This is a genomic window from Mycolicibacterium sp. Y3 (assembly GCF_051188035.1).
Classification (GTDB): domain Bacteria; phylum Actinomycetota; class Actinomycetes; order Mycobacteriales; family Mycobacteriaceae; genus Mycobacterium; species Mycobacterium fluoranthenivorans.
Window position 1 is genome coordinate 4737044 of sequence record NZ_JAVQLT010000001.1, and the last position, 11435, is coordinate 4748478.

At 67.2% G+C, this 11435-nt stretch carries 12 protein-coding genes and 1 pseudogene; 8 read left to right on the plus strand and 5 right to left on the minus strand.

The window, feature by feature from the left end; all coding sequences use genetic code 11:
- Nucleotides 1–39 precede the first annotated feature (39 nt).
- The 3 genes and pseudogenes from QN239_RS23130 (at nt 40) to QN239_RS23140 (ending at nt 2410) form a co-directional block, all read left to right on the plus strand.
- On the plus strand, nt 40–633 hold the full coding sequence (locus QN239_RS23130; RefSeq protein ID WP_499013967.1) for a TetR/AcrR family transcriptional regulator: 594 nt from the start codon (nt 40–42) through the stop codon (nt 631–633).
- A 98-nt stretch (nt 634–731) separates the two neighbouring features.
- Nucleotides 732–956, plus strand: a pseudogene (locus QN239_RS23135) (LuxR C-terminal-related transcriptional regulator); the annotation flags it as partial.
- Nucleotides 953–2410: an AMP-binding protein gene (locus QN239_RS23140; protein ID WP_499013969.1), complete on the plus strand. Its 1458-nt coding sequence runs from the start codon at nt 953–955 to the stop codon at nt 2408–2410. The pseudogene QN239_RS23135 and the gene QN239_RS23140, both read left to right, overlap by 4 nt.
- Before the next feature lie 18 nt (nt 2411–2428).
- On the opposite strand, the gene QN239_RS23145 is transcribed toward QN239_RS23140, so the two are convergent.
- Together QN239_RS23145 and QN239_RS23150 are read right to left on the minus strand one after the other, a co-directional pair.
- A complete protein-coding gene (locus QN239_RS23145; protein ID WP_499013971.1) occupies nt 2429–3196 on the minus strand; it encodes a DUF2127 domain-containing protein in 768 nt (255 codons plus the stop codon).
- Between the two features lie 10 nt (nt 3197–3206).
- Nucleotides 3207–4262 carry a LacI family DNA-binding transcriptional regulator gene (locus tag QN239_RS23150; RefSeq protein ID WP_499013973.1) on the minus strand — a complete coding sequence of 352 codons (1056 nt, stop codon included), beginning with the start codon at nt 4260–4262 and terminating at the stop codon, nt 3207–3209.
- A gap of 178 nt (nt 4263–4440) precedes the next feature.
- On the opposite strand from QN239_RS23150, the gene QN239_RS23155 reads away from it, so the two are divergent.
- The 3 genes from QN239_RS23155 to QN239_RS23165 are packed head-to-tail and all read left to right on the plus strand — an operon-like array spanning nt 4441 to nt 7287.
- Complete coding sequence (locus QN239_RS23155) at nt 4441–5361, plus strand: sugar phosphate isomerase/epimerase family protein (RefSeq protein WP_499013976.1); 921 nt, start codon at nt 4441–4443, stop codon at nt 5359–5361.
- A 13-nt stretch (nt 5362–5374) separates the two neighbouring features.
- Nucleotides 5375–6406 (plus strand): Gfo/Idh/MocA family protein, encoded by a 1032-nt coding sequence (locus QN239_RS23160; protein ID WP_499013979.1) that lies wholly within the window; start codon nt 5375–5377, stop codon nt 6404–6406.
- Nucleotides 6407–6408: 2 nt separating this feature from the next.
- A complete protein-coding gene (locus tag QN239_RS23165) occupies nt 6409–7287 on the plus strand; it encodes a sugar phosphate isomerase/epimerase family protein (protein WP_499016940.1) in 879 nt (292 codons plus the stop codon).
- A 6-nt stretch (nt 7288–7293) separates the two neighbouring features.
- Here the strand turns inward: QN239_RS23165 and QN239_RS23170 are convergent, their stop codons facing one another.
- Nucleotides 7294–7557 (minus strand): hypothetical protein, encoded by a 264-nt coding sequence (locus QN239_RS23170; RefSeq protein ID WP_499013981.1) that lies wholly within the window; start codon nt 7555–7557, stop codon nt 7294–7296.
- Between the two features lie 200 nt (nt 7558–7757).
- Between QN239_RS23170 and poxB the strand changes: the two genes are divergently transcribed.
- Nucleotides 7758–9488 (plus strand): ubiquinone-dependent pyruvate dehydrogenase, encoded by a 1731-nt coding sequence (poxB, locus tag QN239_RS23175; RefSeq protein ID WP_499013982.1) that lies wholly within the window; start codon nt 7758–7760, stop codon nt 9486–9488.
- A 191-nt stretch (nt 9489–9679) separates the two neighbouring features.
- A complete protein-coding gene (locus QN239_RS23180; RefSeq protein WP_090355121.1) occupies nt 9680–9829 on the plus strand; it encodes a hypothetical protein in 150 nt (49 codons plus the stop codon).
- A gap of 58 nt (nt 9830–9887) precedes the next feature.
- On the opposite strand, the gene QN239_RS23185 is transcribed toward QN239_RS23180, so the two are convergent.
- Both QN239_RS23185 and QN239_RS23190 read right to left on the minus strand, forming a co-directional pair.
- A complete protein-coding gene (locus QN239_RS23185; RefSeq protein WP_499013985.1) occupies nt 9888–10694 on the minus strand; it encodes a hydroxypyruvate isomerase family protein in 807 nt (268 codons plus the stop codon).
- Between the two features lie 3 nt (nt 10695–10697).
- Nucleotides 10698–11432: an SDR family oxidoreductase gene (locus QN239_RS23190; RefSeq protein ID WP_499013987.1), complete on the minus strand. Its 735-nt coding sequence runs from the start codon at nt 11430–11432 to the stop codon at nt 10698–10700.
- Between the last annotated feature and the right edge of the window lie 3 nt (nt 11433–11435).

Here is an 11435-nt window from a genome sequence, read left to right on the forward strand (position 1 = left end):
GCGATTGCCAATCAGACGGTGCGCCTATATTCTGGACACATGTCCAGCCCAGCGGTGGCTGATGTCACCTTCCTGCAGGATCGCGTTCACGATCCGATCGTTCGGCTCAAGCAGACACACCAGCAGGTGTTCGGCGCCGCCGCCGCGATCCTCGATGCGCGCGCCGAGCTGTCACTCAGCGAGCTGGCCGCCCGCGCCCGCGTCGCGCCGTCGGCGGTGTCCGCACATTTCCCGTCGGTCGACGCGATGTTCGCCGAGCTGTATCTGGCCCGGGTGTACGAGCTGCCGCTGATCGTCGATACCGACGCCGACGTCCGTGCCCGGGTCGGCACGCAGCTGCGCGCGCTCACCTTGGTGCTGGCCGAGGAACCTCTGCTGGCCTCGGCCTGTGCCCGCGCATTGTTGCGCGATGACGACGATGCGGTGGCAGCGATTCGCACCCGTGTCGCCGCCGAAGTACGCCGGCGCATGGCCGCGGCCCTGGGGATGGGCGCGTGGCCGGAGGTCATGGACACCTGCGAGACGCTCTTCTGGGGCGCGCTGCTGCAGGTGCAGACCCGCGTCATGAGCTATCACGCCATGGCGGACCGCCTCGACACCATGCTGTCGCTGCTGCTGCCCGACAGCGACTGACCTGAGCCCGATTGCCCCTGCACCCAGGCTCCGGCTCGGTCAGAATGCAGCGCAGCATGGACACCACATTCGACGACGTCTCCCGCAGGCATACGGACCGCCGGGCCCTGGCCCCGCGCGAGAAGGAGGTGCTGATGGCCTGGTTTCAGACCGAGAGTAAGGATCTGGTCGCCGGTCGACTCAACATTGCCCCGGCCACCGTCCGCACCCACCTCCAGCGGGTCCGGGTCAAGTACGCCGCGGCAGGCAGGCCCGCGCCGACCAAGGCCGCGTTGGTGGCCCGCGCCGTTCAGGACGGCATCATCAGCATCGATGACCTGTGACCGCGCTCCTGCACGAACTGATCACCGCGGTCGCCGCCGAGACACCCGACCGGCCCGCCCTCATCGGCCCCGACGGGACCTCAATCAGCTTCGCGCAGTTCGACACCCAGATCTGCCGCACCGCGGCGTGGGTGGCGGCCCACAGCAGCTCCGGTGACCGGATAGCCGTCATCGCCGACAACGGTGCCGACTATGCCAGGGTGTACTACGCGGTCCCGCGCAGCGGTCGCGTGCTGGTGCTGATCAACCAACGGCTCAGCAGCACCGAACAACTCGACCAGCTGGCATCGGTCCGGCCGGCCCTTGTGCTCGGCGATCCCGGCTACCTGGCACCCCTGGCCGGCAGCGGATACCAGTTGGTGCCGTTCGACAGCATGCGGTGCCACGATCTTCCGGATCCGCCGGCCACCGCGGTGGTCGCGCCGGATGATCCCGCCTGGCTGCTGTTCACCAGCGGCTCAACCGGAAAACCCAAGGGTGTCATACATACCCACCGTTCACTGCTGGCCGCCGTACGCGGGACCATTGCCGGTCGGTCGGTCCGCGCCGGCGGGGTCTACCTGTTGCCCTTCCCCATGTGTCACATCGCCGGCTACAACATGCTGGTGCACCATGCGGCCGGCTCGACAGTGCTTCCGGTACCGGCGTTTCGGCCGGACGCCTTCACCGATGCGGTCAACACCCACGGCGTGACATCCTGCTCGCTCGCCCCGACGATGTTGCACGCCCTGCTGGCCCATCTCGAGGACACCGGGACCGAGCTGCCCACCCTGCGCGATATCGCCTATGGTTCGGCCGCGATCCCGGCCGACCTGTTGTACCGGGCCGTCACCCGCCTCGGGGTGGGATTTCATCAGGGTTACGGGATGACCGAAACCGGCGGCAACATCACCTTTCTCGGACCCGAAGAACACCGGTCCGGTGACCCGGCGATTCTGGCGACCGCCGGCCATCCGCACTCCGGGGTGCAGATACGCATCGCCGGCCCCGGGCCGATCGGCGAGATCCTGGTGCGCGGCGAACAGGTCGCCGCGGGTTACTGGCCGGATCTGCCGGCCACGGTCGACGGCTGGTTGCACACCGGGGATATCGGCCAGCTCGATGAGAATGGTCGCCTGGTGGTTTCCGATCGCCTCAAGGATGTGATCATCACCGGTGGGGAGAACGTGTCCTCCCGGGAGGTCGAGGACGTGCTGTCGCGGCATCCGGACGTGGAGCAGGTTGCGGTGGTCGGCGTACCCGATGCCTATTGGGGCGAGGCGATCTGTGCGGTGGTCGTGGCCCGGTCCGGCAGCGCGGTGAGCGCCGCGGATCTCGTCGAGCTGGTGCGCGGCAGCCGCGCCGGATTCAAACGCCCCCGACATGTCCTGTTCGTCGAGTCCCTGCCGCTGACCAGCAACGGCAAGATCGCGAAAGAGGCTGTGCGGCAGTATGCGCGGGCGCGGTTGGGCTGAGCCTGCCGCCGCACCGCGCTACCGCGTCGCGCCTTCCAGGCCGGCCCGCTCCACGCTCATCAGACTCTCGGTGTGGTGCTCGGCCCAGTACGCCGCGGCCCCGCCGTTGAGGCCGAACAGCCGCTTGCTCCACAGCAGCCACACCACTGCGATCACGTTGATGACCACCGCCGCCACCCGCAGCACGGTCACCTTCTCGGTCAGTTCGTAGATCTCCAGTGGCAGGAAAGCACTGGTCGCCACGACCGCGAAATACTCACCCCAGCGCTTCATCAACCACAGACCGGTCGCCTCGACCAGTTGGGTGCCGGCGTAGGCGACCAACCCGATCGCGATCCACAACAACGTGGTCGACGACAGGGAGAAGGCGTCACCGATATGACGGATGATCTTGGAATCGTCCAGATTCCAGCCGATCTGATCGGCCAAGGGGCGCAACAACGGAAGCTCGTCTTCGAAGGCCTGCTTCAGGTGCTCCCGTTCACCGCGAACCTTGAGCACCCCGCCGGCGGCCAGGAGCAGCAGCAGCGCGCGGATCACCCGTTCGGCGGCCAGAATCCGCATCAATGTCCGGTCCCGGAGCAGGCGGCCACGCGGCACCTCGGGCGCGGTATCGGCGGGACCATGCCCCCGCGGCGGGCCGACCACGAACGTCTCGCAGCGCAGGCATCGCCAGGCCTCACCGACCGGGGTGTCCACCCGAAGCCGTTCCCGCAATTCGGGCTCATCGGGCGCGAACGTCGCGTGCCCGCGCAGGCCACAGGACCGCAGCGCGAAGTTCACCATGACAGGGACACTACCGCCGGGCTCGTGAGGGCGGCACGCCGCTGGTACCGCGGACGACGAGTTCGGCTTCCAGCACAATCTCTTTGGGCCCACTGCACCGCTGCTCCAGCAGCTCGACCGCCAGCCGCACCGCGTGCCGGGCCAAGCCGGGGGCATCCTGATGCACCGTGGTCAGGTCGATCCGCGGATAGTCCGAGAGCCGGCTGTCATCGAATCCCACCAGCGAGAGATCCCCGGGGATGTCGACGCCGGCGCGGGTCAGGACGTCGAGCAGGCCCAGTGCACTACGGTCGTTACTGGCCAGCACGGCGGTCGGCAGGTCCGGGCGGGCGAGCAGTTCCCGCGCGGCTGCGCCGCCACCCTCCTCGGTGTGCGCGCCGGCGATGACGTCGATTCGGTCACCGAGGCCGTGCGCCTGCATGGCGGCACGGTAACCACGGCGACGCTCAGGCGAGCCCGAGTCCTCGCCGCCGTCGACATGCACAATGTCCTTGTGCCCCAAGGCGACCAGATAGTCGACCGCTTCCCTCGTACCCTGGGCGTCATCGGTGCGCACTGAGGCCAGATTCAGCCCGTCGCGCAACGCTTCGGCGGGAAGCCGGGGGCCCACCACGACGACGGGCACCTCGGACGCCAGGGTGGTCAGATAGTCGACTCCGGACGTGGGCGCCAGCAGCACCACGCTGCCGCACCGGTGACTCAGCAGCGCATTCACCGGTACCGATTCGGGGCGGTCGGACAGGTTCGTCGTCAGCAGCACCTCATAGCCCAACTCTTCGGCGGCCGGGTAGATACCGGTCACCAACTCGGCCTGGAACAGCTGACGGACATCGGTCAAGACACCGAGCGTGCGACTACGCCCGAGGGCGAGGCCGCGGGCCGCCGAATCGGGCCGGTAACCGATCTCCTCGGCGATGTCGAGCACGCGTCGCCGGGTCTCCTCGCTGGCGCCCGGTTTGCCGTCGAGGATGAACGACACCAGCGTCCGGGAGACACCGGCGCGTGCGGCGACCTCGGCCATCGTCGGGCGGCGCGGCGACGTGGCATCACGTGGCGCCTGGGGCATCTCACCTCCTGGATGACGTGATGGTTGACACATCCCCGTCGAGGCACCCATAGTAGCTCTAACGCGCGTTACTAACGCGCGTTAGATCGGCGGAGTGGCGCACCCGATGCCGACAACAGACGAGCGCCTCGAGGGCCGGTACACCCTCCGCGACTGATCAGCGAAAGGACATTCCCCGATGAGCACGATTCTTGTCGGCTCCGCACCCGACTCCTGGGGCGTGTGGTTCCCCGACGACCCGAATCAGACCCCGTACACCCGGTTCCTGGACGAGGTCGCCGAATCCGGTTACCGGTGGATCGAGCTGGGCCCGTTCGGTTACCTGCCCACCGACCCGAAGCAGCTGTCCGACGAACTGGCCCAGCGCAACCTGAAACTGTCCGCCGGCACGGTCTTCGAGCACCTACATCGGGATGGACCTCTTGCGGCCGAGAATTGGGACTCGGTCTGGAGCCAGGTCGAGGATGTCGCGAAATTGACCGCCGCCGTGGGCGGTAAGCACGTCGTCGTCATTCCCGAGATGTGGCGCGACCCGGCCACCGGAACAGTGCTCGAGGACCGCAACCTCACCCCCGAGCAGTGGCACAAGAAGACACGCGGGATGAACGAACTGGGCAAGGCCATGTTCGAGAAGTACGGCGTGCGTGCGCAATACCACCCGCATGCCGACAGCCATGTGGACACCGAGGAGAACGTCTACCGCTTCCTCGACGGCACCGACGGCGAGTTCGTCAACCTGTGCCTGGACACCGGGCACATCAGCTACTGCGGCGGTGACAACATCGCCATCATCCGGCGAGCCCCGGAGCGCATCGGCTACCTGCACCTCAAGCAGGTCGACCCCGAGGTGCGCGCCAAGGTGGAGGCCGAGGACCTGCCGTTCGGCGAGGCCGTCAAGCTCGGCGCCATGACCGAACCGCCGCTGGGCATTCCGGAGATGCCACCGCTGCTCGCCGAGATCGACAGGCTCGGTATCGATGTCTTCGCGATCGTCGAGCAGGACATGTACCCCTGCGAGGCCGACGCTCCCCTGCCCATCGCCAAGCGCACTCAGAACTACCTGAGCTCGTGTGGCATTCCCTCCGTCCGTTTCCGCTAGGAGCCGAAAACTCATGTCCGATATCAAGATTGCCGTCCTCGGCGTGGGGATCATGGGCGCCGACCACGTCGCGCGGATCACCTCCCGTATCTCCGGGGCCAGGGTGGTCGTGGTCAACGACTACCTCGCCGAGAAGGCCGGGGCCATCGCCGCAGGCATCCCCGACTGCCGTGCCGTCGGCGATCCCCTGGACGCCATCGCCGACCCCGAGGTCGACGCGGTGGTGATCGCCAGCCCAGGGCCCAGCCACGAGAAGCAACTGTTGGCGTGCCTGGAGCACGGCAAGCCGGTGCTGTGCGAAAAGCCGCTGACCACCGATGCGGAGACCTCACTCGCGGTGGTCAAGCGCGAAGCCGAACTGGGCAAGCGACTGATCCAGGTCGGCTTCATGCGCCGTTTCGATCATGAGTACGCGCAACTGAAGTCCATGCTGGACGCCGGCGAGTTCGGCCGCCCGCTGGTGCTGCACTGCGTGCACCGCAATCCCGCGGTTCCACCGACTTTCGATTCGGCGATGGTGGTCCGCGATTCACTGGTGCACGAGGTGGACGTCACCCGCTTCCTGTTCGACGAGGAGATCGCCTCGATCCAGATCATCCGCCCGGCCACGAATCCCGGAGCACCCGAAGGTATCCAGGATCCGCAGATCGCCGTCATGCGCACCGCATCGGGAAAGCACATCGACGTCGAACTGTTCGTCACGACCGGGGTGGCCTACGAGGTGCGCACCGAACTGGTCGGCGAAAAGGGTTCGGCGTTCATCGGTCTCGACGTCGGCCTGGTCCGCAAGACGGCCACCGGTATGTGGGGCGGGCAGATCACCCCGGGCTTCCGGGAGCGGTTCGGGCAGGCCTATGACACCGAATTCCAGCGCTGGGTCGATGCCGTGCACGCCGGAGCGACCAGCGGCGACTACACCGACGGGCCGGTGGCGTGGGACGGTTACGCCGCGGCCGCGGTCTGCGAAGCGGGCGTGCTGTCGCTGAACAGCGGTGAGCCCGTCGACGTCCGCATGGTCGCCCGCGAGTCCATCAAGGGAGCATGACGGTGAAGATCACGCTGGATCCCACGCCGTTCCATCATGATTACGAGCTGCTGGCGTTGCCGCGGGTGGCCGCGGAGTTGGGGTATGAGTACCTGCAGTTGACCCCGCATCGGGATTTCATCCCGTTCTTCAACCACCCGCGTGCCGATGACGCACTGGTCACCAAGTTCCGCAGGGCCTGCGCCGACGCCGGTGTCGGGATCGCCTCGGTGCTTCCGGTACTGCGCTGGTCCAGTCCCGACCCCGACGCCCGTGAGGCCGCCGTGCGCAACTGGAAACGCGTCATCCAGATCACCGTCGACCTCAGCGTCAACGTCATCAACACCGAATTCTCCGGGCGCCCCGAGCAAGCCGAGGAATCCGAGTGGGCATTCTTCCGCTCCCTGGAAGAACTGCTGCCGATCATCGAACGCGAAGGCCTCGATGTGCGCATCGACCCGCACCCCGACGATTTCGTCGAGGACGGGCTGGAAGCGGTGCGCATCATCCGCGGGGTCAACTCCCCCAACATCGGCATGGTCTACGTCGCGTGCCACACCTACCACATGGGCGGCAACATGACCGAGATCATGCGGGCCGCCGGGGACAAGCTGCGCCTGGTGCACGTGGCGGACACCATGGACCACCACCGCAGCCACGGTCTGCGCTACATCACCAATCCGCCGGGCAACCCGGTGCGGGTACACCAGCACCTCAAGATCGGTGACGGCGACATCAACTGGGACGAGTTCTTCGGCGGCCTGGCCGAGATCGGCTTCTACGACCGCGATGACACTGTGATGGTCTCCTCGGTGTTCGCCGAGGACGAGACGGCCCACGAGGTGTCGGTCTACCAGCTCAAGACCATGACCGACCACGTCTCCAGATACTCGCGTCGCTGACCGGCGTCATTCGGGTTGCTTGTAGCGATTCAGGAACGCCAGGGCGGCGATCGCCGCGGCGACGCCGATGGCGGTCCACAGGACGAACGGGAAGACCAGTGCGATGGGCGACCATCCGACACCGGCCAACACGGTGGCGGAGTAGACCAGCCAGACGAGCCGGTAGACCGACCACAGCACGGTCAGCCCGGCGACGATTCCGAGCACCATGGCCCGGGAGCGGTCGACGCGGTTGATCTGTTCCTGGATACGGGCGGGCACGATGTTCATGTCTTCGGAGTTCCTCTCATGGTGCGCCGCCGCGGTGGCGTCGCTGTGAGGGCAAGTACAGTGCGCGCCGATCGCTACCGATCCCAACATTCGTCCGCCGAACGGCTGGATATCGCGCGTTTGCGCTGCTCGGCGTGGGTGGTGGGCCCGCTCCGGAGTGGGCCGCCCGTCACCTGGGCACGGCACCTAGGGTTGACGCCATGACCACCGTCGCCGATCACGTCATCACCACCCTGCGCGCCAGCGGCGTGCAACGGGTCTATGGATTGCCTGGAGACAGCCTCAACGGATTGACCGATGCGATCCGGCGCTCGGAGGGCTTCGCCTGGGAGCATGTGCGGCACGAGGAAGCGGCCGGATTTGCCGCCGCTGCCGACGCCGCGCTCACCGGACGACTCGCGGTGTGTGCGGGCAGTTGTGGTCCGGGCAACCTGCATTTGATCAACGGTCTGTTCGATGCCCAGCGCAGCCGCGTTCCGGTACTGGCCATCGCCGCGCACATCCCGCAGTCCGAGATCGGGTCACAGTATTTCCAGGAGACCCGCCCGCAGGAGCTGTTCCGAGAGTGCAGCGTGTACTGCGAGCTGGTCACCACCGCCGAGTCCGCACCGCGTGTCCTGGAGATGGCGATGCGGGCGGCGGTCGAGGAGAACGGGGTGGCCGTCGTGGTCGTCCCCGGTGAGATCTTCCTGTCCAAGATCGGCGATGTGCGCGTCACCCCGGTGATGCCCACACACCCCGTGATCCGCCCCTCCGACGACGAGCTGCGCCGCGCGGCGGCGATCCTGAACGGCGCCAACAACATCACCATCCTCGCGGGGGCCGGTGTGCAGGGCGCTCACGATCAGCTGGTGGCGCTGGCCGAGACCTTGCAGGCACCGGTGGTGCACGCCCTGCGCGGCAAGGAGTTCGTCGAGTACGACAACCCGTACGACGTCGGGATGACCGGCCTGCTCGGGTTCGCCTCCGGCTACAAGGCCATCAAGGAAGCCGATGTGCTGCTCATGCTCGGCACCGACTTCCCGTATCGGCAGTTCTACCCGGAGAACGCGACCGTCATCCAGGTGGATATCCGGGGCCGGAACCTGGGTCGGCGCACCCCCGTCGATCTCGGCTTGGTCGGCACGGTCACCGACACCTTGACCGCCTTGGCGCCGCTGCTCACCGCGCGGCACGACCGCACGCACCTGGACCGCGCGCGCAACCACTACCGCAAGACCCGGCACCGACTCGACGAGTTGGCGGTCAACGACCGGGACCGTACCCCGATCCGCCCCGAGTACGTGGCGGCGGTGGCCGACCGGCTGGCTGCCGACAACGCGGTGTTCACCGTCGACGTCGGATCGCCGGTGGTGTGGGCGGCGCGGTACCTGACCATGAACGGCAAGCGCCGACTGCTCGGGTCCTTCAACCACGGCACCATGGCGTGCGCACTGCCGTTGGCGATCGGCGCGCAGACCGTCAACCGGGACCGCCAGGTGGTTGCGTTCGCCGGTGACGGCGGGCTGACCATGTTGTTCGGCGAGCTGATCACGCTCGTTCAGAACCGGCTCCCGGTCAAACTCATCGTGTTCAACAACTCGTCGCTGAACTTCGTGGAGCTGGAGATGAAAGCCGCGGGCATCGTCACGTTCGGCACCGACCTGAAGAATCCCGACTTCGCCGCGGTGGCCGAGTCGCTGGGACTGTTCGCTCGCCGGGTGGAGCACCCCGCCGACCTGGAATCCGCCCTGGGCGCGGCGCTGGCTTACGACGGTCCAGCCCTGGTGGATGTGGTGACGGCCCGTCAGGAACTGTCGATCCCGCCGGCCATCACCGTCGAGCAGGCAAAGGGCTTCTCGCTGTACGCGATCCGCACCATCATGGCCGGGCGCGCCGACGAACTGCTCGACCTGATGACCACCAACGTGGCGCGCCGCATCCTGGACTGAGGATTGTGGCGGGCGCCACGTTTTCGGACCCAAATCACCTGGGCTGTAGCGAATCTCACACCGCGAAAGTTGCGTTACACAGAATTAACAAGGAGCATCGAGGTGTTCCACATATCGGGTGATCCCCGACCCGTGGGCACCGACAACAACTGAGTCCCCGCGACCCGGGGAACTTTCGAGGAGTGAAGAAAATGTCTTTCGCGCAGTTTCGCGCCGATGTGAAGCGGGCCAACAGCCGGCGACGCCTCTACGCGCGGATCAACGCAATGCCCGATTCGACGGTTCGTGAAGAACTGATCGCCGTGGCTCAGCGGTACGAGTTCGAGGACTCGCTGCGCTGATCCGATTTCGCAGAACAGAGCCGGTGGCCTTCGGGCCCCGGCTCTGATTTCTTTTGCGCTACCCCCACGGGCTGCCGCCACGTCGGGCGGGCGGCAGCCACCCGAAGGGGTCGGGGCCGTCCGCGCGGTATTCGAGGCTGACGTGTCCGCGGTAACCGCGGGCGGCGAGGTGCGTCAGATGACCGTGAAAATCGATGCCACCGGTTCCGGGAGCGCCGCGGCCGGGGGCGTCCGCGATCTGAACGTGCCCGATCCGCTCGGTATACGCCTCGATGACGCGGGCGAGATCATCACCGTTGACGGTCAGGTGGTACAGATCCGCGAGCAATCGCACCGTCGGCATGCCGACGCGGTCGAGGACCGCGATCACGTCGGCGGCCGTCCGCAACGGGTAACCGGGCACACCGCTGAGCGGTTCCACGAGGATGTCCGCACCGATCGTGCCTGCCCGCCGGGCCGCATGGGCGAGGTTGGCCGTCGCGTTCTCCTCGTGAATCCCGGGCGGGATGCCGTCGACGCGGTTGCCGTAGAGCGCGTTGAATGCCTTGGTGCCCAACCTTTCCGCAATGCCGACGGCCACGTCGACGTTGTCCCGGAACTCCTGGCGGCGGCCGGGATCGGATAACAGGCCCCGCTCCCCCGCCGCCATGTCACCACCGGCGAAGTTCAACGCGACCAGCCGCACGCCGGCGTCGGCGACAGCCCCGACAAAGGCGTCGACCTCGGCATCGGGCGGCACGGATTCGGTGAACGGCCACCAGAATTCGATCGCCTCGAAGCCCGCGTCCCGGGCGACCTGCGGGCGCTGGAGCAGCGGGTGTTCGGTGAGTAGTATCGAGCAGTTGACGACGTAGCGCGCCGGCATGGTTCACCCTCGCCCGAAGTACGGCATGGCACGCGCCATCACCGTCAGCTCCGGTACCGAAACCTCGAGCGGCAGGTCGACGATATGCGCCACGGCCCCCGCCACGTGGTGCACGTCGAAGGTCGGCTCGGCGGCCAGCCTTCCGTCGGCCTGCAGTGTCTCGCTGAATCCGGCCGTCATATCGGTGGCCGCGTTGCCGATGTCGAGTTGCGTCACACAGATATCGAGGGCACGCAGATCCAGCAACATCGATGCCGTCAAACCGCTGATGGCGTGTTTGGTGACGGTGTAGGCCAGGCTGTGCGGGCGTGGACGGTGCGCGGACAGCGAACCGTTGTTGATGATCCGCCCGCCCCGCGGCAGCTGCGCGGCCATGATGCGGGCGGCCTCGCGCGCGCAGAACACCGACCCGTCCACATTGGTCCGCCACACCGTGTGCCACTGCTCGACGTCGATCTCGGTGATCGACGCTGCGGGCCCGAACACTCCGGCGTTGTTGAACAGCACATCGACCCGTCCGAAGGTGGCGACGGTGTCCGCGAACAGCGCCCGCACCGAGTCCGAATCGGTGACATCGGTCGGCACCACCCTGGCATTCGGCCGGCCGGCGGCCGCCTCGGTCAGCTGTTCGGGTCTGCGGCCGGCCAGCACGACCTGATGACCGGCGTCCAGCAGCACCCGCGCCGTGGCCCGGCCGATACCGCTACCGGCGCCCGTGATGACGACTACTTTCCCCACCGG

Bases quoted from the DNA above. Each gene is read 5' to 3' on its own strand.
- QN239_RS23130 (WP_499013967.1), top strand. From the start codon at position 40: ATGTCCAGCCCAGCGGTGGCTGATGTCACCTTCCTGCAGGATCGCGTT.
- QN239_RS23145 (WP_499013971.1), bottom strand. From the start codon at position 3,196: ATGGTGAACTTCGCGCTGCGGTCCTGTGGCCTGCGCGGGCACGCGACG.
- QN239_RS23150 (WP_499013973.1), bottom strand. From the start codon at position 4,262: ATGCCCCAGGCGCCACGTGATGCCACGTCGCCGCGCCGCCCGACGATG.
- QN239_RS23155 (WP_499013976.1), top strand. From the start codon at position 4,441: ATGAGCACGATTCTTGTCGGCTCCGCACCCGACTCCTGGGGCGTGTGG.
- QN239_RS23160 (WP_499013979.1), top strand. From the start codon at position 5,375: ATGTCCGATATCAAGATTGCCGTCCTCGGCGTGGGGATCATGGGCGCC.
- QN239_RS23170 (WP_499013981.1), bottom strand. From the start codon at position 7,557: ATGAACATCGTGCCCGCCCGTATCCAGGAACAGATCAACCGCGTCGAC.
- poxB (WP_499013982.1), top strand. From the start codon at position 7,758: ATGACCACCGTCGCCGATCACGTCATCACCACCCTGCGCGCCAGCGGC.
- QN239_RS23180 (WP_090355121.1), top strand. From the start codon at position 9,680: ATGTCTTTCGCGCAGTTTCGCGCCGATGTGAAGCGGGCCAACAGCCGG.
- QN239_RS23185 (WP_499013985.1), bottom strand. From the start codon at position 10,694: ATGCCGGCGCGCTACGTCGTCAACTGCTCGATACTACTCACCGAACAC.